The sequence below is a fragment of the Sandarakinorhabdus sp. DWP1-3-1 genome (assembly GCF_049896705.1).
In the GTDB taxonomy this organism is placed as follows: Bacteria; Pseudomonadota; Alphaproteobacteria; order Sphingomonadales; family Sphingomonadaceae; genus Sandarakinorhabdus.
This window is the reverse complement of sequence record NZ_JAFCUV010000001.1, coordinates 587519-608721: the sequence shown is the minus strand read 5'-3', so window position 1 is coordinate 608721 and position 21203 is coordinate 587519. Positions and strand designations below refer to the sequence as shown.

General features: G+C 67.7%; 25 protein-coding genes and 1 other RNA gene. 19 read left to right on the top strand and 7 right to left on the bottom strand.

The window, feature by feature from the left end:
- Positions 1-15 precede the first annotated feature (15 nt).
- The 10 genes from ACP7AI_RS02870 to ACP7AI_RS02825 all read left to right on the top strand — a co-directional run bounded on the left by ACP7AI_RS02870 (position 16) and on the right by ACP7AI_RS02825 (position 8682).
- Positions 16-1092: a cysteine desulfurase family protein gene (locus ACP7AI_RS02870; protein WP_426163862.1), complete on the top strand. Its 1077-nt coding sequence runs from the start codon at positions 16-18 to the stop codon at positions 1090-1092.
- Positions 1089-2216: a cysteine desulfurase family protein gene (locus ACP7AI_RS02865; RefSeq protein WP_426163859.1), complete on the top strand. Its 1128-nt coding sequence runs from the start codon at positions 1089-1091 to the stop codon at positions 2214-2216. Before ACP7AI_RS02870 ends, ACP7AI_RS02865 begins: the two co-directional genes overlap by 4 nt.
- Positions 2213-2548 carry a 2Fe-2S iron-sulfur cluster-binding protein gene (locus ACP7AI_RS02860; protein ID WP_426163856.1) on the top strand — a complete coding sequence of 112 codons (336 nt, stop codon included), beginning with the start codon at positions 2213-2215 and terminating at the stop codon, positions 2546-2548. Before ACP7AI_RS02865 ends, ACP7AI_RS02860 begins: the two co-directional genes overlap by 4 nt.
- Before the next feature lie 68 nt (positions 2549-2616).
- A complete protein-coding gene (locus tag ACP7AI_RS02855; RefSeq protein WP_426163853.1) occupies positions 2617-3615 on the top strand; it encodes a L,D-transpeptidase in 999 nt (332 codons plus the stop codon).
- A 64-nt stretch (positions 3616-3679) separates the two neighbouring features.
- Entirely contained in the window at positions 3680-4282 is a 603-nt protein-coding gene (locus tag ACP7AI_RS02850) for a hypothetical protein (protein ID WP_426163850.1), read from the top strand.
- A complete protein-coding gene (locus ACP7AI_RS02845) occupies positions 4279-5052 on the top strand; it encodes a hypothetical protein (RefSeq protein ID WP_426163848.1) in 774 nt (257 codons plus the stop codon). The genes ACP7AI_RS02850 and ACP7AI_RS02845 overlap by 4 nt, the downstream gene beginning before the upstream one ends.
- Before the next feature lie 41 nt (positions 5053-5093).
- Positions 5094-5188: signal recognition particle sRNA small type (ffs, locus tag ACP7AI_RS02840), an RNA gene on the top strand.
- A gap of 191 nt (positions 5189-5379) precedes the next feature.
- A complete protein-coding gene (locus tag ACP7AI_RS02835) occupies positions 5380-7110 on the top strand; it encodes a DNA polymerase III subunit gamma/tau (RefSeq protein ID WP_426163846.1) in 1731 nt (576 codons plus the stop codon).
- Positions 7094-7420: a YbaB/EbfC family nucleoid-associated protein gene (locus tag ACP7AI_RS02830; RefSeq protein ID WP_426163844.1), complete on the top strand. Its 327-nt coding sequence runs from the start codon at positions 7094-7096 to the stop codon at positions 7418-7420. Before ACP7AI_RS02835 ends, ACP7AI_RS02830 begins: the two co-directional genes overlap by 17 nt.
- A 152-nt stretch (positions 7421-7572) precedes the next feature.
- Positions 7573-8682 carry a zinc-binding dehydrogenase gene (locus ACP7AI_RS02825; protein ID WP_426163842.1) on the top strand — a complete coding sequence of 370 codons (1110 nt, stop codon included), beginning with the start codon at positions 7573-7575 and terminating at the stop codon, positions 8680-8682.
- Positions 8683-8925: 243 nt separating this feature from the next.
- Here ACP7AI_RS02825 and ACP7AI_RS02820 read toward each other — a convergent pair whose 3' ends face one another.
- The 5 genes from ACP7AI_RS02820 to ACP7AI_RS02800 form a co-directional block, all read right to left on the bottom strand.
- On the bottom strand, positions 8926-9123 hold the full coding sequence (locus ACP7AI_RS02820) for a hypothetical protein (protein WP_426163840.1): 198 nt from the start codon (positions 9121-9123) through the stop codon (positions 8926-8928).
- Between the two features lie 61 nt (positions 9124-9184).
- Positions 9185-9856 carry a monofunctional biosynthetic peptidoglycan transglycosylase gene (gene mtgA, locus ACP7AI_RS02815; RefSeq protein WP_426163838.1) on the bottom strand — a complete coding sequence of 224 codons (672 nt, stop codon included), beginning with the start codon at positions 9854-9856 and terminating at the stop codon, positions 9185-9187.
- A gap of 123 nt (positions 9857-9979) precedes the next feature.
- A complete protein-coding gene (locus ACP7AI_RS02810) occupies positions 9980-10630 on the bottom strand; it encodes a PEPxxWA-CTERM sorting domain-containing protein (protein ID WP_426163836.1) in 651 nt (216 codons plus the stop codon).
- A gap of 188 nt (positions 10631-10818) precedes the next feature.
- Positions 10819-11727 (bottom strand): RNA polymerase sigma factor RpoH, encoded by a 909-nt coding sequence (gene rpoH / locus ACP7AI_RS02805; protein WP_426163834.1) that lies wholly within the window; start codon positions 11725-11727, stop codon positions 10819-10821.
- 10 nt (positions 11728-11737) lie between these two features.
- A complete protein-coding gene (locus tag ACP7AI_RS02800) occupies positions 11738-12700 on the bottom strand; it encodes an RluA family pseudouridine synthase (RefSeq protein WP_426163832.1) in 963 nt (320 codons plus the stop codon).
- An 18-nt stretch (positions 12701-12718) separates the two neighbouring features.
- Here ACP7AI_RS02800 and ACP7AI_RS02795 point away from each other — a divergent pair, with 18 nt between their 5' ends.
- The 6 genes from ACP7AI_RS02795 to ACP7AI_RS02770 all read left to right on the top strand — a co-directional run bounded on the left by ACP7AI_RS02795 (position 12719) and on the right by ACP7AI_RS02770 (position 16325).
- Entirely contained in the window at positions 12719-13120 is a 402-nt protein-coding gene (locus tag ACP7AI_RS02795; RefSeq protein WP_426163830.1) for a M67 family metallopeptidase, read from the top strand.
- Positions 13120-13353, top strand: a complete 234-nt coding sequence (locus ACP7AI_RS02790) for a cold-shock protein (RefSeq protein ID WP_426163828.1) — start codon at positions 13120-13122, stop codon at positions 13351-13353. The genes ACP7AI_RS02795 and ACP7AI_RS02790 overlap by 1 nt, the downstream gene beginning before the upstream one ends.
- Positions 13350-13889: a hypothetical protein gene (locus ACP7AI_RS02785; RefSeq protein WP_426163826.1), complete on the top strand. Its 540-nt coding sequence runs from the start codon at positions 13350-13352 to the stop codon at positions 13887-13889. Before ACP7AI_RS02790 ends, ACP7AI_RS02785 begins: the two co-directional genes overlap by 4 nt.
- Before the next feature lie 116 nt (positions 13890-14005).
- On the top strand, positions 14006-14740 hold the full coding sequence (locus tag ACP7AI_RS02780; protein WP_426163823.1) for a TerB family tellurite resistance protein: 735 nt from the start codon (positions 14006-14008) through the stop codon (positions 14738-14740).
- On the top strand, positions 14737-15609 hold the full coding sequence (locus tag ACP7AI_RS02775; protein WP_426163821.1) for a DMT family transporter: 873 nt from the start codon (positions 14737-14739) through the stop codon (positions 15607-15609). Before ACP7AI_RS02780 ends, ACP7AI_RS02775 begins: the two co-directional genes overlap by 4 nt.
- Positions 15606-16325 (top strand): N-acetylmuramoyl-L-alanine amidase, encoded by a 720-nt coding sequence (locus ACP7AI_RS02770; RefSeq protein ID WP_426163819.1) that lies wholly within the window; start codon positions 15606-15608, stop codon positions 16323-16325. Before ACP7AI_RS02775 ends, ACP7AI_RS02770 begins: the two co-directional genes overlap by 4 nt.
- On the opposite strand, the gene ACP7AI_RS02765 is transcribed toward ACP7AI_RS02770, so the two are convergent.
- Both ACP7AI_RS02765 and ACP7AI_RS02760 read right to left on the bottom strand, forming a co-directional pair.
- Positions 16268-16765, bottom strand: a complete 498-nt coding sequence (locus tag ACP7AI_RS02765; RefSeq protein ID WP_426163817.1) for a GFA family protein — start codon at positions 16763-16765, stop codon at positions 16268-16270. The two genes, ACP7AI_RS02770 and ACP7AI_RS02765, sit on opposite strands and share 58 nt — an antisense overlap.
- Before the next feature lie 36 nt (positions 16766-16801).
- Entirely contained in the window at positions 16802-18349 is a 1548-nt protein-coding gene (locus ACP7AI_RS02760) for an acyl-CoA carboxylase subunit beta (RefSeq protein WP_426163815.1), read from the bottom strand.
- Positions 18350-19066: 717 nt separating this feature from the next.
- Here ACP7AI_RS02760 and ACP7AI_RS02755 point away from each other — a divergent pair.
- The 3 genes from ACP7AI_RS02755 to ACP7AI_RS02745 all read left to right on the top strand — a co-directional run bounded on the left by ACP7AI_RS02755 (position 19067) and on the right by ACP7AI_RS02745 (position 20742).
- On the top strand, positions 19067-19777 hold the full coding sequence (locus ACP7AI_RS02755; protein ID WP_426163812.1) for a helix-turn-helix domain-containing protein: 711 nt from the start codon (positions 19067-19069) through the stop codon (positions 19775-19777).
- 75 nt (positions 19778-19852) lie between these two features.
- The gene (locus ACP7AI_RS02750; protein WP_426163810.1) at positions 19853-20263 is read left to right on the top strand and encodes a hypothetical protein; all 411 of its coding nucleotides are present in this window, start codon (positions 19853-19855) and stop codon (positions 20261-20263) included.
- 71 nt (positions 20264-20334) lie between these two features.
- Positions 20335-20742 carry a hypothetical protein gene (locus ACP7AI_RS02745; RefSeq protein ID WP_426163807.1) on the top strand — a complete coding sequence of 136 codons (408 nt, stop codon included), beginning with the start codon at positions 20335-20337 and terminating at the stop codon, positions 20740-20742.
- The last annotated feature ends 461 nt before the right edge of the window (positions 20743-21203 follow it).

Below are 21203 nucleotides of genomic sequence, written 5' to 3'. Positions count from 1 at the left end.
CCCTATATGAGGGCGATGGCCGAAATCGCAATGAAAAGCCGCATCTACCTCGATCACGCCGCGACGACCCCGGTGCTGCCGGCTGCGATCGCGGCCATGGTGACGGCCGCCGGCGTGACCGGCAACCCGGCATCGGTCCACGCCGGCGGCCGCGCGGCGAACGGCATCGTCGAACGCGCCCGCGACGTGGTGGCCGCGTTCGCCGGCTGCGCCCCCGACCGCATCGTCTTCACCAGCGGCGGCACCGAGGCGCTGGCGCTCGCCATCCACGGCACCGCCATGCCGCGCTTGATCGCCTCGGCAACCGAGCACAGCGCCGTGCTCGCCGCCCGCGACGCGATCATCGCGCCGGTCGACCGCAACGGCATCATCGACCTGGCGGCACTGGCGACCCTGCTCGACGGCCCGCCGGCGCTGGTCGCGGTCCAGCACGCCAACAACGAGACCGGCGTCGTCCAGCAGATCGCCGAGGTCGCTGCTGTGGTCGCGGCACATGGCGGCCTGCTGCTGGTCGATGCGGTGCAGAGCGCCGGCAAGCTGCCGCTGCCCGCCGCGGACTTCGTGGCGCTATCGGCGCACAAGCTCGGCGGTCCGCCGGGCGTGGGGGCGCTCATCGTCCGCGATCCCGGCCGGCTGGCGGCAGTGCAGCGCGGCGGCGGCCAGGAGCGCGGGCTGCGTGGTGGCACGCCCAACCTGCCCGGCATCGCCGGCTTTGCCGCGGCGCTGAACGTGCCCCGCGATTGGGCCACCATCGCCACCTTGCGCGACCGCCTCGAAACGCGTCTCGCCACCATTGTCCACGGCGCCGCTGCACCCCGCCTGCCCAACATCGCCAGCATCGGCTTCCCTGGCGTCAAGGCGAGCACCCAGGTCATGGCGCTCGACCTCGCCGGCGTCATGGTCAGCGCCGGCGCGGCCTGTTCGTCGGGCAAGGTCGCCGCCAGCCATGTCCTCGCCGCCATGGGCCTCGGTGCCGCCGCGGGCGAGGCGATCCGCGTCAGCCTGGGGCCGCAGACCACGGCGGCAGAGGTCGATGCCTTCGCCGAAGCCTGGGAAGACATGACCCGGCGCCTCGCCAGGGTGGCGGCATGAACCCGATCTACCTCGATTACGGCGCGACCACCCCGCTCGACCCCGCGGTCGCCGCCGCCATGGAGCCCTGGGGCGTCGCCGGCTATGGCAACCCGCACAGCGCCCACCTCTGGGGTTACCAGGCCAAGGCCGCCGTCGAGATTGCCCGCGACGCGGTCGCCGCGCTCCTCCATGCCCCGCCCGAAACCATCGCCTTCACCTCGGGCGCCACCGAAAGCGTCAACTGGGCGTTGAAGGGCCTGCTCACCCACCCGTCGAACACCCGCCGCCGCATCGTCACGCTCGCCACAGAACACAGCTGCGTCCTCGAAACCGCGCATTATCTCGAATCGCTCGGTGCGCAGTTGACCATCGTTCCGGTCCGCGCCAACGGCATCGTCGATCTCGGTGACCTGGAACGCGCGCTCGGCGAGGATGTGGCGCTTGTCTCCGCCATGCTGGTCAACAACGAGATCGGCGTCATCCAGCCGATCGCCGCCATCGCCCGCGCCGCCCATGCCGTCGGCGCCGTCATGCACTGCGACGCGGCCCAGGCCTTCGGTAAGGTGCCCATCGATGTCGATGCGCTCGGCATCGACCTGCTCAGCCTGACGGCCCACAAGGTCCATGGCCCCAAGGGCGTCGGCGCGCTGTATCGCCGGCCGTTTACGATGTTGACGCCGCTGCTCCACGGCGGCGGGCAGGAGGATGGCCGCTCCGGCACGCTGCCGACCGCGCTCATCGTCGGCCTCGGCGCCGCCGCCCGCATCGCCGGCGAGCGCATGGCCGGCGACCGCGAACATGCCCTCGCGCTGCGCGATCGCCTGCTCGCCAGCCTCACTGTGCCGGTCGAGGTCAACGGCGACCTCGAAGCCCGCTGGCCGGGCAATCTCAACCTCGGTTTCCCCGGCATTGCCGCGCCCCTGCTGTCGCTGCTCCCCGGCCTCGCGCTCTCGTCGGGCTCCGCCTGTGCCGCCGTCACCGGCCGCGCCAGCCATGTGCTGACCGCGCTTGGCCTGTCCGAACCCGCGGCCAAGGCCTCGCTGCGCCTCGGTTTCGGCCGCTTCACCACCCCGGCCGAGATCGACGCCGCCGCGGCCCAGATCAACGCCGTCGTCACCCGCCTCAGCCAGGACGCCGCATGACCCGCATCCGCTTTCTTTCCGCCGACGGCAGTCGCGAACAGTTCGTCGACGCCCCCGCCGGCACGCGGCTGCTCGATCTCGCCCAGGCCAATGGCCAGCCGCTCGAGGGCACCTGCGAAGGCGCCATGGCCTGCTCGACCTGCCACGTCCTCGTCACCGGCGCCGACGCCGCCAAACTGCCGGCCCCTTCGGACGAGGAAGAGGACATGCTCGATTTCGCCGTCGGCGCGTCGCGGACGTCGCGCCTCGCCTGCCAGATCCGCCTGACGGCCGACATAGCCGCCCTCGATGTTCGCATGCCGCCCGGTGTCGTCGACATGAGTCGCAGCTAAAGGACTTCGCAGTCTCGCCCAAGGCGACTAAGGCGTGGAACGTTCCGCCATTGCAAAGACCGCCGCCGATGAAGACCGCGCTGATCGCCCTGTTGCTGCTGACGGCCGCCCCGGCGCTTGCCGCCAGCGCGCCGAAATCGTCGCCGATCGACACGCCGGTGCTGGCCCTGAAGCCCGGCGAATGGATCTGGGACGCCGAGATCGCGCCGTCGGGCCCGATGCTTGTGGTCGTCAACCTGTCGACCCAGCGTGCCTATGCCTATCGCAACGGTGTCCGCATCGGCGCCACGACGATTTCGTCGGGCAAGTCCAGCAAGGCGACTCCGACCGGCGTTTTCACCATCCTGCAGAAGAACAAGGACCATAAGTCCAACCTCTATGACAGCGCGCCGATGCCCTATATGCAGCGGTTGACCTGGGATGGCATCGCAATGCACGCCGGCAACCTGCCCGGTTATCCAGCGAGCCACGGATGCATCCGACTGCCGCTGGAGTTTTCGAAAAAGCTGTTCGACACCAGCAGCATGGGCATGACGGTCGTCGTCACTGCCAAGGGTGACAAGACCCTGATCGAGCCGGAAATGGTCACCGACAACGCCCTGCTGGCGCCGCTGTCGGCGACCGGGACCGCCGCGGACCCGCGCAGTGACTCGCTGACCGGCCAGGAAGTGTCGCGCTGGGAACCCGAGAAATCGCCCGAGGGCCCCGTCACCATCGTGCTGTCGACCGGCAGCAAGCGCATCGTCGTCTATCGCAACGGTGTCATCATCGGCCGCAGCCGCATCGGCGTCGCCCCCGGTTTCGACATCGGCACCCGCGCCGCGCAGTTCGCCGGCCGCGATGCCGCCGGCGTGGCGAAGTGGGTCTATCTCGGCGTGCCCGGCTATGAGGCGCGCAAGGGCCAGAATGTCGAGCAGGACGCCATCAAGCAGGTGACCATCCCGCCGCAATTCTATGCCCAGATGCGCAGCGTCGTCGGCGAGGGCACCACACTCCTCGCCACCAACGGCGGCATGGTCGAAGGCTCCACCGGCAAGGGCCAGACGGTGCTGGAAAGCGATCGGTAGCGGCTTGCCAGTGCGATGGTTAAGCGGCAATAACAACATCTGATCACGAATTTCCGGGGGCGGAATGTCGGCTGTTTTACTTGCGCTGCTGCTTGCAGCCACGGATCCTGTCGCGCCGACGCCAGTGCCGCCATCGCCGCCACCCGCCACTGCTGCTCCGGCACCGTACGACCCCACCGAATTCGGCACCGGTCAGCCGGACGACAGCGCCGAGGCGATCGCCGCCGATTCGGCCCGCGATCTGAAGGACAGCCGCTATTACAACAAGCCCGGCGCCACCCGCGCCGACTATGATCGCGACTGGCAGGAATGCCGGCTGATCGCCCGCGGCTCACGGACACCCGGCGGCAGCCCGGTCGTCGTCTATAATCCGGCGATCATCTCGCCGATGGCGGCGGCCGGCGGCGGCATCATCGGCGGTCTGATCGCCAACGCCATTGCCGAAGGCGAAGCCCGCCGCGCGAACCGCCGCTCCTGCCTGATCTTCAAGGGCTGGCGGCTGGTCCAGGTCGACAAGCAGACGGCGGCGGTTTTTGCCACGCTGACGCCGACGGAACGCGAAAAGGTCTTCAACACTGAGCTGGGCGCCACCGACCCAAAGGGAACCGTCACCGCTTTCAACAACGAATTCGCCGACCCGAGCTTTCTGAAGGGAGGCCGCAAGTGATCGCAACGGCCCTTGTTGTCCTGCTCGCAGCCGCGGCGGCGGTGCCCAAGCCGACGAACCTGCTGAGCGTCCAGAAGCCGGCCGACCTCAGCCTGCCGGTGGTGCTGAAGCCTGGCGAGGCCGCGATCGTCATCGGCTGGCGCCGGCCCGAAACCGGCAGCATCGGCAAATCGGGCATCGTCGCATTCGCGCGCTATGATGTCGAAAAGCGCGACATGATCGCGCGTCCCGCCGATGCGAAAAAGAATGGCGACCAGAATACCTATTGGATCCAGGCGAATGGCGGCAACAAGAAGCTGCCGCTCGACCATCTCGTCATGGTCGTGTCCGCCGGTGATTATGTGCTCTACGGCGCGACGCCGGGGCCCGCGCCGCAGGTTGCCAACACCTTCTGTTTTTCGGCGCCGACGTTCCGCGTCAATGCCGGGGAAACCGTCTATTTCGGCGACATCAGCCCCTATTTCGGCAAGCGCGACAACGGCGAGTTCGCGATCGCCATGGCCTATTCCAGCCATCCCGACGATGCCCGGGCGGCGCTGGCGAAACAGCCGGCGCTGGCGGCGGCATTCCGGCCGGCCGATATCCGCAACGGCGCCAGCTATACCTGCAGCGGCCAGGCGATGACGGCCTATCTGGTGCCGGGCGCCCCGGCCCTGCCGCCGTTGACGGCCGAAGCTAGGGCGGCGCAGACAGGCAACGCACCCGTGCCGACGCCGAGGAAAGCGCGCCCGGCGCCGGGCGCGCCGATCCTGATCCCGACCAACGGATAGCAAGCACTTGCCCCGCCGCGCGCAATCCCCCATATGCGCCGCGGGAGTCGGGCGGGCAGTGTCTTCGCCAACCCGGTCAGGTCCGGAAGGAAGCAGCCGCAACGAATCCGCACTGGGTCGTTCCCGGCTCCCACCGCGCAGCGCCGCGAGCGCGCGACGCGCAGCGTAGCGCGCCGACAGGCGCAAGCGCGGCCAGCGAGGCGGTTGGCCTCAGGCCAACCGATCTCGTCTGACGTCAGCATGGGCTTTGCCCATGCCCCTGCACTCCGCGCCCTCTCCCACAACTTCCCCTCGCCGCCGCCGCCCCGACCGGCTAGAACCACCGCGATGTCCGAAGATACCGAAATCGCCTTCCCCGGCATGGAGCCAGCCCCCCCGCCCGCCCCGCCCGCGGACGATGCCGGCTATCGCGTCCTCGCCCGCAAATACCGCCCCGGCAGCTTCGACGCGCTGCTCGGCCAGGAGGCGATGGTCCGCACGCTCGGCAATGCCATCGCGCGCGAGCGACTGGCCCAGGCCTGGCTGCTGACGGGCGTCCGCGGGGTCGGCAAGACCTCGACGGCGCGCATCATCGCCAAGGCGCTGAACTGCGTCGGCGCCGATGGCAGCGGCGGCCCGACCATATCCCCCTGCGGCACCTGCGAGCCCTGCGTCGCCATCGCCGCCGGCCGCCACATGGACGTCGTCGAGATGGATGCAGCATCGAACACCGGCGTCGATGATGTCCGCGAGATCATCGAGGCGGTGCGCTATGCCAGCGTCTCCGCGCGCTACAAGATCTACATCGTCGACGAAGTCCATATGCTGACCAAGAACGCCTTCAACGCGCTGTTGAAGACGCTCGAGGAGCCACCGCCGCATGTGAAGTTCATTTTTGCGACGACCGAGGTCAACAAGGTGCCGGTGACGGTGCTGTCGCGCTGCCAGCGCTTCGATTTGCGCCGGGTGCCCGCCGAAACACTGGTCACGCACTTCGCCGATATCGTCGCCAGGGAAGGTGCCCAGGCCGAGCCCGAGGCGCTGGCGCTGATCGCCCGCGCCGCCGAAGGATCGGTGCGCGACGGCCTGTCGGTGCTCGACCAGGCGATCGCGCACAGCGGCGGCATCGTCACCGCGCAGGAAATTCGCGAGATGCTCGGCCTGGCCGACCGCGGCGCCGTCCGGCGACTGTTCGGCCTGGTGCTGGCCGGCGATGCCAAGGCCGCGCTGGCGGCGGTGGCGGAACAATATGACCTGGGGCTCGACCCCGAGATGCTGGTGCGTGAGCTGCTCGAACTCGTCCACGCCATCACCCGCGCCCGGCTGGCGCCCAAGGACGATCCGGCGCTGAGCGTCGAGGAACGCGCACAACTCGCCGACTGGGCGCAACGGCTGAGCTTTCCGGCGTTGCACCGGCTGTGGCAATTGCTGTTGAAGGGCCTCGCCGAGGTCCAGGCCGCGCCGGTGCCGCTGCAGGCCGCCGAAATGGCCCTGCTCCGCCTCATCCACGCCGCCGACCTCCCCGACCCCGCCGACCTGGTGAAGCGCATCATCGAGGGCGGCGACGCGCCGAACCTCCCCTCCCGCCTGCGGGAGGGGCCGGGGACGGGGGAGTCTGCGCCTGCATCGCCAGCGCACGCAGCGGCCACACTGCCGGAGCCGACCCCAGCGCCCCCACCGCCCGCCCTGCCCAACCCCACCACCTTCGAAGCCATCGTCGCCCTGTTCCGCGAACGCACCGAACCCCGCCTTGCCCATATCCTCAGCGACGAACTCCGCCTCGTCGAATGCGCGCCGCCATCGCTCGTGCTGGCCCACGACAAGCGCCAGTCGAAGGAGCAGCTCGCCGCCATCGGCCGCCGCCTGTCGGAATGGACCGGCCAGGATTGGCAGGTGACCTTCACCACCGAAGGCGGCGCACCGACGCTGCACGAGGCGTCGCTCGCCGCCGAGGCCGCCCGGCTCGATGCTGCGCGCAGCGACCCGGTGGTCGCCGCGTTGATCGCAGAATTCCCCGATGCCGAGCTGATCGGCGTCACCCCCGAACCGCAAAGGAGTGCCAATGCCCAGTCTCGATGAACTGATGAAAGCCGCGCAGAGCGTCCAGGAACAGATGGCCAAGGCCCAGGCCGAGCTCGACAATATCGAGGTCGAAGGCGGCAGCGGCGGCGGCCTCGTCAAGGTTCGCGCGACTGCCCGCGGCCGCATCCTCGGCATCGTCATCGATCCGTCGCTGCTGACAGCTGATTCCAAGGAAATGCTGGAAGACCTTGTCGTTGCAGCGTTCAATGATGCCAAGGCCAAGGCCGACCAGGCCGGCAGCGCCGAAATGAACAAGCTGACCGCCGGCATGCCGCTGCCCCCGGGCTTCAAGCTGCCGGGGCTGTAAAACCCCTCTCCCGCTTGCGGGAGAGGCGCCTCGCGCACCAGCGCGGCGGGTAAGGGTGCAACCCCGTCCCGACACAGACGAACACTCTCACCCGGGGCGCTGGCGCGCCTCTCGCCTCTCCCGCAAGCGGGAGAGGAACAAGGACCAAGATCATGCTCCAGCTCCGCACCCTCGTGAAATCCAGCGGCACGCTCGAACTCTCGCTCGCCGAGGTCGACACCCCGACACCCGGTCCCGGTGAAATCCTCGTCCGCATCGAGGCGACGCCGATCAACCCCAGCGACATCGGCCTGCTGTTCGGCGCCGCCGACATGAGCACCGCCAGCGCTTCGGGCACCGCCGATCGTCCGGTCGTCACCGCCACCATCCCACCGGCGTACATGCGGGCCATGGCCGCCCGGGTCGATGAATCCATGCCCGCCGGCAACGAAGCCGGTGGCACCGTCACCGCCGCCGGCGAGGGCGCCGAACATCTGATCGGCAAGAAGGTCGGCATCATCGGCGGCGCCATGTACGCCGAATATCGCGTCGTCCGCGCCAAGGAGGCGATCGTCCTGCCCGAAGGCGCCACCGCGGAGGATGGCGCCAGCTGCTTCGTCAACCCGCTGACGGCGCTGGGTATGACCGAAACCATGCGCCGCGAAGGCCACACCGCGCTCGTCCATACCGCTGCCGCGTCGAACCTCGGCCAGATGCTCAACCGCATCTGCATCAAGGACGGCATTGCACTCGTCAACATCGTGCGCAGCGCCGAACAGGCCGAAACGCTGCGCGCGCTCGGCGCCACGCATATCGTCGATTCAAGCAGCAGCAGCTTCATGGAAGACCTCACCGCGGCGCTGGTCGACACCGGCGCGACCATCGCCTTCGACGCCATCGGCGGCGGCAAGCTGGCGGGCCAGATCCTGACCGCGATGGAGATCGCCATCAACAAGACTGCCAAGGAATACAGCCGCTACGGCTCGGCGGTTCACAAGCAGGTCTATATCTACGGCGGGCTCAACATGGCGCCGACCGAATTCAACCGCGGCTTCGGCATGGCCTGGAGCATGGGCGGCTGGTTGCTGTTTCCGTTCCTGCAGAAGATCGGCGCCGCGGATGCGCAGAAACTCCGCGACCGCGTCGCGGCCGAGCTGACAACGACCTTCGCCAGCCACTACAGCCACCGCGTCTCGCTCGCCGAAGCACTGAGCCTCGACGCCATCGCCGGCTACAACCGCCGCGCGACGGGCGAAAAGTACCTGATTACGCCGCTTGGTTGAAAATGTCTGATCCAGCGCCGCATCGGCGCTGGCCCGACGTCATCCCGGCGAAGGTCGAGACCTATGGATCGCAAGATCGCCGTGGTGAGCGCTCATGTGGGCAGACTGGTGGATTATAAGTCCCGGCCTTCGCCGGTATGACACTTGGGGGCGGACAAGTTCCCGCGCCCGATACCCGACGCTCGGCAACATGGGCTCGAGCCTGCCACGCCCATGCCGCAGCCACGCCGCCCGCCGCCCCGGCTATAGCGCGATCGGGAACAGGCTGGCCCAGATGATCACGGCCGTGGTAGCGGTGGCGATCGTCGCCGCGACACCGCCGGCAAGCCGGTCGCGGCGCGACGGCCGGCGCCAGGGGTCGGGCAACGCCGGCCGCGACAGCGCCTCGAACGCAGCCCGGCCGGCGCGGCGGTCCTCGGCGGCGATAACGATCTTTTTCATGGCGTGTCTCCGGCAGTCATGCCGTTAACTACGGTCGCGACGGCGGCTTCTTAACCATGTTTCAGCGCAGGCAGCCGTCGATGCCTTCCCGTCCGACAACCCGAACCCGCCGTTCGATCCGCCGGGCATAACGCTTCACGGCGCGGCCCGGCGCGGCGGCGTCGCGCTTGATCGGCTGCGGCAGGATCGCGGCAATGCGTGACGCCTGTCGCGGGCTCAGGCCCGATGCCGACACGCCGAAATAATGCCGGGCGGCGGCGTCGACGCCATACACGCCGGGGCCCATCTCGGCGATGTTGAGATAGACCTCCATGATGCGCCTCTTGCCCCAGATCGCTTCGATCAGGATGGTAAAATAGGCCTCCAACCCCTTGCGAATATAGGATCGACCCGGCCAGAGGAACGCATTCTTGGCGGTCTGCTGCGATATCGTCGAGCCGCCGCGCAGCGCCTTGCCGGCGGCGTTGCGCGCCGCGGCCTTCTCCATCGCTTCGAAATCGAAGCCATTGTGCGCGCAGAAACGTGCATCCTCCGCCCCGATCGCGGCACGCGAAACGGCCGGCGTGATCTGCGAAAGCGGCACCCAGTGGCGGGCGATATGCTTGCCGGCCATGGCATCGCGCGCCATCGGCCAGGTCATCGGCACCGGCAGCCAGCGATAGGCGGCGACCCAGACGATGCTGAGCACCACCAGCGCGGCGGCGATTTTCAGCGTACCGAGAAGCAGGCGCATGGGGAAGCTGCGGGTGCGGACCAAGATCGTTCCCAGTGAGGAACCACCATCTGCCCGCCGGCGATGCCAAAGGTCAACAGTCGGCGCCCGCCGCCGGGGGGATGGGGCGGGCGCCGACGCCGATCAGGCGGTCACGCTGCCGTATGTGCGCGCCTGACGGATGCGGATGCTGCCGCCGACGAGGCCGAAGCCGATGACGAGCATCGCCCAGCTGCCGGGTTCGGGAACCGCGGCGAGTTGCGGCGCCGTCGCCGCGAGGCCCAGGGTGGCGCCGGCGGTCTCACCCAGGCCGAACGCTGCCGTCAAGGCACCGGACGCCGTCGGCCGGATGGTGAGGGCCAGCAGCGGATTATCGAGATCGGTCAGTTGCGGCACCGTCACCGTCGACAGGTCGAAACTGAACAGGTCGAGTGCCGTGCCGACAAGCGTGCCGTTCAGCGCCGCATCGCCGAACAGGATGCCGGCCGTGGTATCGATGACGAAGTTGCTGAGCGCCAGCGTATTGGTGCCGTTGCTGAGCGAAATGCCCGAGCCGTCGTGCCGGATGGCGCCGGCCAGCGCCGCATCGAGTGTGCCACCGGTGATCGGGAAGTTGACCGTCAGGCCGGGTGCGCCGCCGACGAGACTGGCGGAGCCGAGCAGCGAGGCCTCCAGTCCGGTGATCGCGGCGCCGAACGCCACGCGCGTGTCGCCACCGACAATCGTTGCCGCGGGCGCCACGGCCGGCGTCAGCAACACAGCAAAACCAAGCAACGTCTTTACAAGATGTCGCATTGCGAACTCCATCTTATCGTGAGGGGACCATACCCCGGCGACAAGATGCGGGATTTCGGTAAACAAAATCCTATCTGCAAAGCGAAGATTTTGTGACGTTCGCTCAATTGTTACTTGGTCAGGGGCGCGGCATGCTGTCGCGCCCACGCGAATAGTGTACGCAAGCATACACTATTCGCGCGTCGGCTTCAGGCCGGCTCGGGCAGCAGGTTGCGCTCCGTCGCCAGGCCATGCATCGCCTTGGTCAGCTTTTCAAAGGCGCGGACCTCGATCTGCCGCACGCGTTCACGGCTGATGCCGTAATGCTGCGACAGCTCCTCCAGCGTTTCCGGTTCATCGACGAGCCGGCGCTGCGTCAGGATATGCTTCTCCCGATCGTTGAGCGCCTGCATCGCGGCGCCGAGCAGCTCGTGCCGCTGGTCGCGTTCCTGTTCGTCGGCGACCATCTCGTCCTGCAACGGCCCGGTATCGGCCAGCCAATCCTGCCATTCGCCCTCGCCTTCCTCGCGCAGCGGCGCATTGAGGCTGGTGTCGCCGCCCATCGACATGCGGCGGTTCATCGAGACGACCTCGTCGTGCGTCACGCCCAATGTCGTCGCGATCTTCTCGACATCGGCGCCGCGCAGGTCGCCGTCCTCCATGGCGTTCAGCTTGCCCTTCAGCCGGCGCAGGTTGAAGAACAGCTTCTTCTGGGCGGCGGTGGTGCCGATCTTCACCAGGCTCCACGAGCGCAGGATATATTCCTGGATCGAGGCGCGGATCCACCACATCGCATAGGTGGCAAGGCGGAAGCCCTTTTCGGCATCGAACTTCTTGACACCCTGGATCAGCCCGATGTTGCCTTCGGAAATCAGCTCGGCGACCGGCAGGCCATAGCCGCGATAGCCCATGGCGATCTTGGCGACGAGGCGCAGGTGGCTGGTCACCAGCTTGGCGGCCGCCTCCGGATCCTGATGCTCCTCCCAGCGCTTGGCGAGCATATACTCCTGCTCGGGGGCGAGCAGCGGAAACTTGCGGATTTCGGACAGATATCGGTTAAGCCCAGCCTCGCCACCGAGCGCCGGGATGCTCGTTTTTACCGCGGGAACATTGGCCATGATAACTCCCTTATTTTTCTTCGGCGTCCGAAAGACGACCGATTAACTCCACTATATCGTCGGGCAGCGCCGATTCAAAAGACAGTTTTTCTTGTGTGACCGGATGGACAAACCCCAGTGTCGCCGCGTGCAGCGCCTGGCGCTGAAAGTTCAGCGCCTTCAGGTCGCCGGCAAGGCTGCCCGGTGTCCGCCCATAAACAGCGTCTCCCAATAGCGCATGGCCAATTGATGCCATGTGAACGCGGATCTGGTGGGTTCGGCCCGTTTCCAGCCGGCATTCGACATGGGCGGAATGTCGCAGGCGGGCGATGGTGCGGTAGTGGGTCACGGCATGCTTGCCGCGGCCTTCGGACACGATCGCCATCTTCTGGCGGTTGGCGGTGGAGCGGGCGAGCGCGCCTTCGATCCGCCCGACCGGCGGCACCGGCCGGCCCGCGACGATGGCGGCATAGCGGCGCTCCACGGTATGCGCGGCGAACTGGCGCGACAGCGCCTCGTGCGCCGGATCGGTCTTGGCAACGACCAGCAGCCCCGATGTGTCCTTGTCGATGCGATGGACGATACCCGGCCGGGCGACCCCGCCGATGCCCGACAGGCGCCCGGCGCAATGGTGCAGCAGTGCATTGACCATGGTGCCGTCGTAATTGCCGGCGGCAGGGTGGACGACCAGCCCCGCCGGCTTGTCGACGACAAGCAACGCGTCGTCCTCGTAGATGATGGTGAGCGGGATATCCTGGGCGACGGTCTCCGAAGCTGTCGGCTCCGGGATGACGAGCGTCAGCGCCTCGCCGCCCTTGACCTTCAGCTTGGGGTCCCACATCACGCCTGCGGCGCCCGATACGCGGCCGCCGCCGATCAGCGCCTTCAGCCGCTCGCGGCTGTGCTGCGGCAACGCGATCGCCAGCGCACGGTCGAGCCGAAGCCCCGCCGCATCGGCCGGCAACACGAGATCAATCGACTTTTCGGCCCCCATCGCCTAGCCGATGTCGGAATGATTGTCGGAATTGCAAGCGGGGTCACCGAAACCCTTTTGGCCGCGGCGGCAACCGCCGGCGCCGATGAATGCTGCGGGCTGCTGATCGGCCGCCCGGGCCGGATCATGGCAGCAGTGCCGGCGCGCAACGTCGCCGCCGATCCGGCCCGCAGCTTCGAGATCGACCCGGCGACGCTGCTGCGCGTCCATCGCGAGGCGCGCGGATCGGGGCAGCAGGTGGTGGGCCATTATCACAGTCATCCCGACGGCAGTGCACAGCCGTCGCAACGCGATGCGGCGCGCGCGGTGGCAGACGGTCAGGTCTGGGTGATCATCGCCGGTGGCACGATCACCGCCTGGCAACGCGCCGCGGCCGCGGAAACAGGCTTCACCCCCCTTGTCCTCCAGGTTACCGCCTGATGGCCAGCGGCGCCGTCAAATGGTTCGATGCCCGGAAAGGCTTCGGCTTCATCACGCCCGATCTCGGGCCCCGCGACGTCTTCGTCCATGCCTCGGCACTGGCGGCGGCCGGCCTCGAAACGCTCGATCCCGGCGACCGGCTGGAATTCGAGCTGGCGCAAGGCGGCGACGGCCGGCTGCTGGCGCTCGGCCTGCGCCGCAAGCCGCTGCCGACGCCGGATTCGCCGTCATGACCGACACCATCGCGCCGCTGATCGTCAAATGGCTGACGCATGATTTCGCCAGCCCGATCGCTACGGTGATGACGGCGAGCGAATTGTTGTCGGACGACGCCGACGCCGAGATCAACGGCCTCATCCAGGACGCGGCCAGGAATCTCGGGGCGCGCCTGCGCCTTGTCCGCGCCGCGCTGGCGCCGGGCGACGCGCCGGTCGGCGGCGCCGCGCTCGAGCGGCTGGTGCGTGAAGGACTGACCGGCACACCGGTCACCTGGCACCGCCCTGCCGGTGACACCGATGGCGGCCAATGCGCTGTCGTCGCCGGCGCCGCCTTGCTGCTCGCCGACCTTCGCCGCGGCCAGCCGCTCGCCATCGGCGCCGCCGGCGTCCATCGGCAGGCGCCGCATCCGCTGCCCGAAGCCGTCGCGGCGGCGCTTGCGGGCGGAGCGGCAACCGACGGCAAATCGGCCGTGGCCGCGATGCTGGCGGCAGCGGCGCGGCGCGCCGGCCTGGTGCTGGTCATCGACGACAATGGTATCGCCTGGGGTTGATCGTCGACGACGGGGGCATCACTTCGCGCTGACGGCGCGATCATACCGCATCGCAGCGATTGCCCCGCGCGGTCCAAAGCCTCTAAGACCCGGGACGTGACCGGACTTCCCCCCTCATGAGCGTCTGGGCGACCATCGCCGGCGCCGCGGTCGGCGCGCTGCTCGGCGGGCCGCTGGGCGCGCTCGCCGGTGCCGCGGCGGGCAGTGCCGTCGACCTGCGCCGCGCCACCAGCCCCGAACGCCGCCGCGTCGCCTTCACCGTTGCTGCCATTGCGCTGGCGGCCAAGATGGCGCGCGCCGATGGCGATCCCAGTGCCGCCGAATTCGCCACCTTCCAGCGGCTGTTCCATGTCGACGAGCCCGAGGCTGCCAACGCCAAGCGCTTCTATGACCTCGCCAAGCAGTCGATGGCGGGTTACGAGGCTTATGCCCAGCAGGCGGCGACGCTGCTCGGCCCGGGCTCGCCGCTGCTCGAGGACCTGCTCGACGCGCTGTGGCTGATCGCCGCCGTCGACGGCTATCATCCCGCGGAAATCGCCTATCTCGATGCCGTCGCCGACAAGCTCGGCTTCGACGCCGCCGCAGCGGCCCGGGTGCGCGCCCGCCACACCGGCCCCGCCGAAGACGACCCCTGGGCGGTGCTCGGGGTCGAACCAGGTGCCGATGCCGCCACGCTGCGCCGCGCCTATCACGCGCTGGTCCGCGAATATCACCCCGATCGCCACCTCGCCGAAGGCGTGCCGGCCGAATTCATCCGCGTGACCGAGGCGCGCATGGCCGCCATCAATGGTGCGTATGCACGCGTGACCGCGAAAGCGGGTCACGCCAACGACGCAGCCAGTGGCCGATGAAGCCCCGCCACCTCGCGCTCATCCTCCTCATCGACGTCATCTGGGCCTTCAACATCGTCGCGGTGAAGGTCGCGGTGACCTCGGCCCAGCCGATCACCGCAGTCACGCTGCGCTATGCCATCGTGCTGCTCGTCACCCTGCCCTGGCTGCGCTGGCTGCCCGGGCGGATGACGACCGTGATCGCCACCGGGCTGGTCGCCGGCGCCTTGTTCATGGGGCTCGGCAGCCTCAGCTTCGCGCTCGCCGAAAATGTCTCGGCGCTGGCCATTGCCGGGCAGCTGGGCGTGCCGTTCTCGCTGCTGCTGGCGGTGCTCATATACAAGGAGACGATCCGCCTGCCGCGCATCACCGCCGTCGTGCTGTGCTTTGCCGGCGTCGCGGTGATGGGATTCGACCCCGCAATCGCGCGCGAAAGCATCGCCATCTGGCTGACGGTCGCCGCCGCCCTGGCCTGGGCCGCCGGCAACCTGCTGTTCCGCAAGTTGCAGGGCGTGCCGGTGCTGACCATCCATGCCTGGCTTGCCGTCGTCAGCGTGCCGGTGCTGGTCGCCGCCAGCCTGGTCTTCGAACCCGGTGCACTGGCACGGGTGCCCGACTTGCCGCTGCCGACCTGGGGCTGGCTGGCCTATTCTGCGATAGCCTCCTCGATTCTCGGCCATGGCGGCATGACCTGGCTGTTCCAGCGCTATCCGGTCAGCACCGTGTCGCCGCTCACCCTGCCGACGCCGCTGTTGTCGGTGATCATCGCCGTCATCGTCTTCGGCACGCCGATCACCATCCAGATGGTCATCGGCGGCGCGCTGACGCTGGTCGGCGTCGCCATCATCACGCTGCGCACCGCGCAAAAACGCGACATGGAGCCGCTATGACCCCGCTCCGGCGGCCCAGCCCCAATCACGACGCACGCGCCCTCGCCGTCTCGATGATCGTGCTCCACTATACCGGCATGCCGACCGCCGCCGCGGCGATCGAGCGGCTGACCGATCCGGACGCCAGGGTATCCGCCCATTGGCTGGTCACAGAGGCCGGCGAAATCCTGCAGCTGGTCGACGAAACCGCTCGGGCCTGGCACGCCGGCAAATCATGGTGGCGCGGCATCACCGACGTCAACAGCGCGTCGATCGGCATCGAGATCGTCAACCCCGGCCATGAATTCGGCTATCGTGCCTTCCCCGAAGCCCAAATGGCCAGTGTCGAACGGCTGGTCGCGGCAGCCATGGCGCGCTGGAACATCGATCCGTCCAGCGTCGTCGGTCACAGCGACATCGCCCCGGCGCGAAAAGCCGACCCCGGGGAGCTGTTCGACTGGCCACGGCTCGCCCGCGCCGGCCTTGCGGCACCGATTCCGGCCGACGGCATCGATCCCGGCTGGACCGATGCCGACACCCTCGCCGCCCTGCATCTCTATGGCTATGACATCGCAGCGCCCCAGGCTGCCGTCATCGCCTTCCAGCGCCGCTGGCGTCCGGCCGATGTCGACGGGGTCATCGACGCGGAAACGCGAGCCATCCTCGGCGGCCTGCTCGCTCAATCGGCCCAGACACCGCGCCGCCGGTGCCAGTCCTCGATCGACGCCGCGGAATAGCGATCGAAGCAATCATCATCCGGCCCGACCTGCGGCGCCACCCAGCCCGGCTTGAAATCGAGCATCAGGTGCACCGACGCCACCGACGCCGGCAGCTCGCTGTCGATCGCCGAGGCGAACGGGTGCAGCAGGTCGGGCCATTCCGGCGAAAACAGCCACAGGGCCGTGGCACAGCGGGTGCAAAAGCTGCGCTCTCCGGTCGACGTCTTGCATGCGCCGTCGTCGCCGCGGATCCGGGCGCGGTACACGCCGATCGCGCCGTCGGCCGCCTCGACCTGCAGCGTGCCGGCGATGGCGGCCAGATTGATCGCATAGCCGCCGCCGCCCGCGGTCTTGCGACAGATCGAGCAATAGCAGCGTTGGTACGGCTGCGGCGTGTTGCTGGCACAGCGAAACCGCACGGCGCCGCAGCGGCACGCACCTTCAAGCGTCATCGGCATCGTCGAACCTCCCGGTTGCCGATACCTACCCGCGGATCAGCACCGCAGCCCGCGGCCCTTGCGCCCCGGCTGCAACGCCCGCTGCGCCAGGTTGGCGAACTCGCATAGCTCGCTGCGGGTGTCGCGCGGGTCGATGATCGCCTCGACGCCATAATGTTCCGCCGTGCGAAACGGCGATCGCACCCGCTCCAGCCGCGCCTTGATCTCGGCCAGCCGCGCCGCCGGGTCGTCGCACGCCTCCAGCTCGGCGCGATAGGCCGCCTCCAGCCCGCCCGATATCGGCAGCGACCCCCAATCGCCGGATGGCCAGGCCAGCCGCCAGCGGAACCGGTCCGCCGGCGCATGTCCGCTGCCCGCCATGCCATAGGCCTTGCGCAAGACCACCGCACACCAGGGTACCGACACTTGATATATGGCCGCCAAGGCCCTGGAACCCCAGCGGATTGTCGCCTCGTCCTCGGCACGCCGCCCGATCAGGAAGCCGGGATTGTCGACCAGATGAACGATCGGCAGATGAAAGGTATCGGCCAGGTCGACATGGCGTTCGACCTTGCGCGCCGTCGCCGCGGTCCACAATCCGCCCAGCGCCTCCGGGTTCGACGCCAGGATTGCCACCGGCCAGCCATCGATGCGGGCAAAGCCGGTGACGATGCCCAGCCCCCATTCGCGGCCGATCTCGAACCAGCTGTCGCGATCGACCACCGCCTCGATGATCGGGCGGATGGGGTACAGCTTGCGGCCGTCGCGCGGCACCGCCGATGCCAGCCAGTCCTCGCCCTTGCGGCGCTTGTCCTTGACCATGCCCCGCGCCGGCAGCTCGTCGACCGAGCTTGGCAGGTATGACAGGAAACGCCGCAGCCGGACAAACGCCTCTGCCTCGCTGTCGACCCGATCGTCGATGGCGCCGTTCCGGGCATGGATGCCGGCGCCGCCCAGTTCCTCCTTGGTGCGCACCTCGCCCGCCGCCGCGACCACCGGCGGCCCGGCGACGAACATCTGCGACACGCCCTCCACCAGCAGCGAATAATGCGCCATCACCTGACGGCCGGCGCCCAACCCGGCAACGGGACCGAGGCCGAGCGCCACCACGGGCACATTGGCCATGTTGTCGACCATGACCTCCCAGCCGGGAATTTCTGGGATATAGGTATAGCCGCTGGTTTCGAGCGTGCGCACCGACCCGCCGCCGCCGGTACCCTCGATCATGCGGATCAGCGGCATCCGGTATTGGCCCGCCAGCCGTTCGGCATCGGCGAGCTTTCGATGCAGGCTGGCATCGGCGGCACCGCCGCGCACGGTGAAATCATCGGCGGTCAGCACCACCGGCCGGCCATCGACCGTGGCGCGGCCGAACAGGAAGTTCGCCGGCTGGAAGCTCAGCATCTCGCCGTCATCGGCATAGGCTGCGAACCCCGCCAGCGCGCCGATTTCGCGGAACGATCCCTCGTCGGCCACGGCGGCCAATCGCTGCCTGGCATTCAACCGTCCCATCGCGGCCTGCTTGGCCAGCTTCGCCTCGCCACCCATCAGCAAGGCGGCGGCCTTGCGGCGGGCCAATTCTTCGATCTCGGAGGTCCAACTCATGCCGCCAGCTTAGGATAGGGGAGCCGCGATGCAAACGACGGCCATGCTGAAGCCTCGATTCGCTGCAGCCGAAATGATTGACTAAAAGTTGCGCGCAACTGTTGCTATTTGGCAACAAATGTCATGCGTGCGCAATCATGCGTTAAAAGGGATCGCATGTGTCAGGGCCGAAACGTGACATCCATGTCCCGGAGCTCAAAAATGCCCCACAGCATAAATTATGCTCGCGATCGACGCCGAAAACGGTCAAATACCAACCACTGATAGCCCGTATCAACGCCATTAGTTCATAAAGATCAACGGATTGAGACTCAGGTGCAGCTTTCGTCCGAAACCGTGTGGCCGGGATATCGCATGGTCGCAAGCGCGTGCGACCATGCCTCGGCAGACCGGATTTCGTCTGTAAATGGCCGGCCAGGGTGGCACGTGCGTCATGCTGCGGGCACGGCTGCGACAACGAATGCCGGCCTGGCGCATTCGCAGATCGTCACGGATCCGGCACGTCTGGCCCCGACAACGCCATTTCAGCCTCTTGCGGTGCACCGACAATGCGGCGAAAGCGCACGCGTTAACCTTTGGGGTGGTCTCTCCAGCAGTGAAACGACCGAGTCGTCGTCAACGAATCAGAACGAAAGGTTGCCAAAGGGCAGCATCTGGGTCAAAAATGCGTAGTGAGTTCATGCCGGGTCTGGGCAGCGAGCGAAGGTGGGTCGACTTATGCGTGTCGAATTTTACGATGACGTGGCTGAAACGCTTGACATTGCGGCGCCTCCAAGGTGCCGTGTTGCTGTGACAACACACAAGCCTGTGCCTCCGGCGGAACTGGCGTTGCTGACCGAAGGCCAGCGCGACTGTTTACGCCTTGTTTATAATCACATGACGTCGAAAGACATCGCTCGCATCCTTGGTGTCTCGCCGCATACTGTCGACATGCGCCTGCGCACGGCGATGAAAACCCTGTCGGTCGGCAGCCGGATCGAAGCCGCCCGCCTCCTGGTGCAGGAGGAAGCCGGCGGCGAGATCATGCCGGATGCCTATCAACCATTGATATATCACCCACCGGAGATTGAATCGCAGGCCGATTCGTCGATCTTGGGGTCATCGGCCTCAAGCGGTGCCGGTGATCTGGCCCACCATGATCATCAAGCCCGGTTCAGTCCGGTTGTCGATCCGAACGGCAGCGGCCCTCCCCGCAGTTCGTTCGCATCGGTTTCCCTCGATACCGAGCATTCGACCATCTGGGCGGGTGCCCTGGCTACAGACCCTGGCGTCGGTGCCCGCCCAATGGCTGGCTCGGTCCCTTGGGGGAAGAAGAATGATCTTTCGATCGGGGCTCGCCTCGGTTGGATTGTGTTGATTGCCATCGGTTCCTCTCTGGCGTTCGGCTCCCTTCTTGGTGCCATCGCTGCGTTGAAGACCCTGCACTAGCGCTTCCGGACGGTGGTCGTCCGGAAGGACGCGCCCACACACACGCCTTGCGGCGTGCACGGAAGGATATTGCCCATGACTGCTCAGCTCTCCACGATCGCTGCCTCGAACGTCCAGACCCTCGACAACACCGGCGCTGCCGTGCGGATCGCCGGCAACCAGCTCGCCGAACAGCTGATCGCCGCCGAGCGTGCCATCGATGCCGCCGTCGCCGCTGTTGCGACGCTGACCGCGACGATGCCCACCGTCACGCAGCAGGCCAAGGTCGGCACGCACGTGATGCAGGAATCTCTGATGCACGTGATGGAAACCTGCCAGCAGCTGGTGAAGGCCCGCACCAACATCCTGCGCACCCACAAGGCAATGCGCGCCGCGCAGGTCGACATGGGCATGGGCGAAGTCGCGCTCGGCGACATGAGCTATTGCAACAAGGCCGAGTTCACCAGCCCGGAAGTCGCCTTCCGCGGGCTTGCCGCCGTCGCCTGATCCCGCACAGACCGGGCTCGCCGTCATCACCGACGGCGGGCTCTGCTGTACCTGGATCGAAGGAGACGCACATGATCCTGCAAATCATTTCAACAGCTTTCCTGCTGGGCTGCTGCGGAATCGCTTTGCTTTGGGGTGCCAGCGAGGAACGCTACACCGCCATAGGCATCGCGCTCGCCGTCGTGGCCTCCAACATCGTCACCGACGGCAGCTATGCGCATACCGAGAATGGCGTGCTGATCGTCGATATCGCGGTGTTCTGCGGCCTGCTCGTCCTCGCGCTGCGCAGTGACCGTTACTGGCCGATGTGGGCCGCTGCCTTCCAGCTGGTCGGCACCATGGTTCATTTCGCCAGTATTCCGCAGTCAGGCAACTTTGCCTGGGCCTATTTCGTAGCTCTTATTTTCTGGACCTACCCGGTGTTCATCGCGCTCGCCGCGGGCACCTGGCTCGAAGGGAGATTTCGCCGCAACACCTGACCGCGGATGAACGGCGCGGGGTCATCAGACCCATGACCCCGCGCTGTCGCCGCACTGAACGACGGCCGATGGCAACCGGGCGTGGCCAGACCCGCCACCCCCGATGCGCCAAGGCCCGAACTGCCGGCCCGACGTCCCGCCGCTACCGACCTGGCCAGACCCGCCATGTCGCAGCGACAGGACCCGTGATCCGGCGTGGCCAGACCCGCCACGCCGTCAAGACCGGGCCATCGTATAACGGGCAAGCCCCGCCCCTGCGCCCGGCCACCGCCGCGGCGCAGATTGGCGAGCCGCGCCCGATCGTCCTTCGATGGTTGGTTGACCACCAGCCAGCCGTCGGATGCAGCGCTGTCGGGCCCGGCTCCTTCCGCCGGGAACGACAGCGCTGCCCTGCGTGGCGGCACGTCGCGCCACATTGCGACACCGACCGGCAGACCCTATCTGTCCGGGGCACCGCCTCT

What these genes read in the sequence shown, in the direction of transcription:
- ACP7AI_RS02870 (WP_426163862.1), top strand. Translation starts at nt 16, where the DNA reads ATGGCCGAAATCGCAATGAAAAGCCGCATCTACCTCGATCACGCCGCG.
- ACP7AI_RS02865 (WP_426163859.1), top strand. Translation starts at nt 1,089, where the DNA reads ATGAACCCGATCTACCTCGATTACGGCGCGACCACCCCGCTCGACCCC.
- ACP7AI_RS02860 (WP_426163856.1), top strand. Translation starts at nt 2,213, where the DNA reads ATGACCCGCATCCGCTTTCTTTCCGCCGACGGCAGTCGCGAACAGTTC.
- ACP7AI_RS02855 (WP_426163853.1), top strand. Translation starts at nt 2,617, where the DNA reads ATGAAGACCGCGCTGATCGCCCTGTTGCTGCTGACGGCCGCCCCGGCG.
- ACP7AI_RS02850 (WP_426163850.1), top strand. Translation starts at nt 3,680, where the DNA reads ATGTCGGCTGTTTTACTTGCGCTGCTGCTTGCAGCCACGGATCCTGTC.
- ACP7AI_RS02835 (WP_426163846.1), top strand. Translation starts at nt 5,380, where the DNA reads ATGTCCGAAGATACCGAAATCGCCTTCCCCGGCATGGAGCCAGCCCCC.
- ACP7AI_RS02830 (WP_426163844.1), top strand. Translation starts at nt 7,094, where the DNA reads ATGCCCAGTCTCGATGAACTGATGAAAGCCGCGCAGAGCGTCCAGGAA.
- ACP7AI_RS02825 (WP_426163842.1), top strand. Translation starts at nt 7,573, where the DNA reads ATGCTCCAGCTCCGCACCCTCGTGAAATCCAGCGGCACGCTCGAACTC.
- ACP7AI_RS02820 (WP_426163840.1), bottom strand. Translation starts at nt 9,123, where the DNA reads ATGAAAAAGATCGTTATCGCCGCCGAGGACCGCCGCGCCGGCCGGGCT.
- mtgA (WP_426163838.1), bottom strand. Translation starts at nt 9,856, where the DNA reads ATGCGCCTGCTTCTCGGTACGCTGAAAATCGCCGCCGCGCTGGTGGTG.
- ACP7AI_RS02810 (WP_426163836.1), bottom strand. Translation starts at nt 10,630, where the DNA reads ATGCGACATCTTGTAAAGACGTTGCTTGGTTTTGCTGTGTTGCTGACG.
- rpoH (WP_426163834.1), bottom strand. Translation starts at nt 11,727, where the DNA reads ATGGCCAATGTTCCCGCGGTAAAAACGAGCATCCCGGCGCTCGGTGGC.
- ACP7AI_RS02800 (WP_426163832.1), bottom strand. Translation starts at nt 12,700, where the DNA reads ATGGGGGCCGAAAAGTCGATTGATCTCGTGTTGCCGGCCGATGCGGCG.
- ACP7AI_RS02795 (WP_426163830.1), top strand. Translation starts at nt 12,719, where the DNA reads ATGATTGTCGGAATTGCAAGCGGGGTCACCGAAACCCTTTTGGCCGCG.
- ACP7AI_RS02790 (WP_426163828.1), top strand. Translation starts at nt 13,120, where the DNA reads ATGGCCAGCGGCGCCGTCAAATGGTTCGATGCCCGGAAAGGCTTCGGC.
- ACP7AI_RS02785 (WP_426163826.1), top strand. Translation starts at nt 13,350, where the DNA reads ATGACCGACACCATCGCGCCGCTGATCGTCAAATGGCTGACGCATGAT.
- ACP7AI_RS02780 (WP_426163823.1), top strand. Translation starts at nt 14,006, where the DNA reads ATGAGCGTCTGGGCGACCATCGCCGGCGCCGCGGTCGGCGCGCTGCTC.
- ACP7AI_RS02775 (WP_426163821.1), top strand. Translation starts at nt 14,737, where the DNA reads ATGAAGCCCCGCCACCTCGCGCTCATCCTCCTCATCGACGTCATCTGG.
- ACP7AI_RS02770 (WP_426163819.1), top strand. Translation starts at nt 15,606, where the DNA reads ATGACCCCGCTCCGGCGGCCCAGCCCCAATCACGACGCACGCGCCCTC.
- ACP7AI_RS02765 (WP_426163817.1), bottom strand. Translation starts at nt 16,765, where the DNA reads ATGCCGATGACGCTTGAAGGTGCGTGCCGCTGCGGCGCCGTGCGGTTT.
- ACP7AI_RS02760 (WP_426163815.1), bottom strand. Translation starts at nt 18,349, where the DNA reads ATGAGTTGGACCTCCGAGATCGAAGAATTGGCCCGCCGCAAGGCCGCC.
- ACP7AI_RS02755 (WP_426163812.1), top strand. Translation starts at nt 19,067, where the DNA reads ATGCGTGTCGAATTTTACGATGACGTGGCTGAAACGCTTGACATTGCG.
- ACP7AI_RS02750 (WP_426163810.1), top strand. Translation starts at nt 19,853, where the DNA reads ATGACTGCTCAGCTCTCCACGATCGCTGCCTCGAACGTCCAGACCCTC.
- ACP7AI_RS02745 (WP_426163807.1), top strand. Translation starts at nt 20,335, where the DNA reads ATGATCCTGCAAATCATTTCAACAGCTTTCCTGCTGGGCTGCTGCGGA.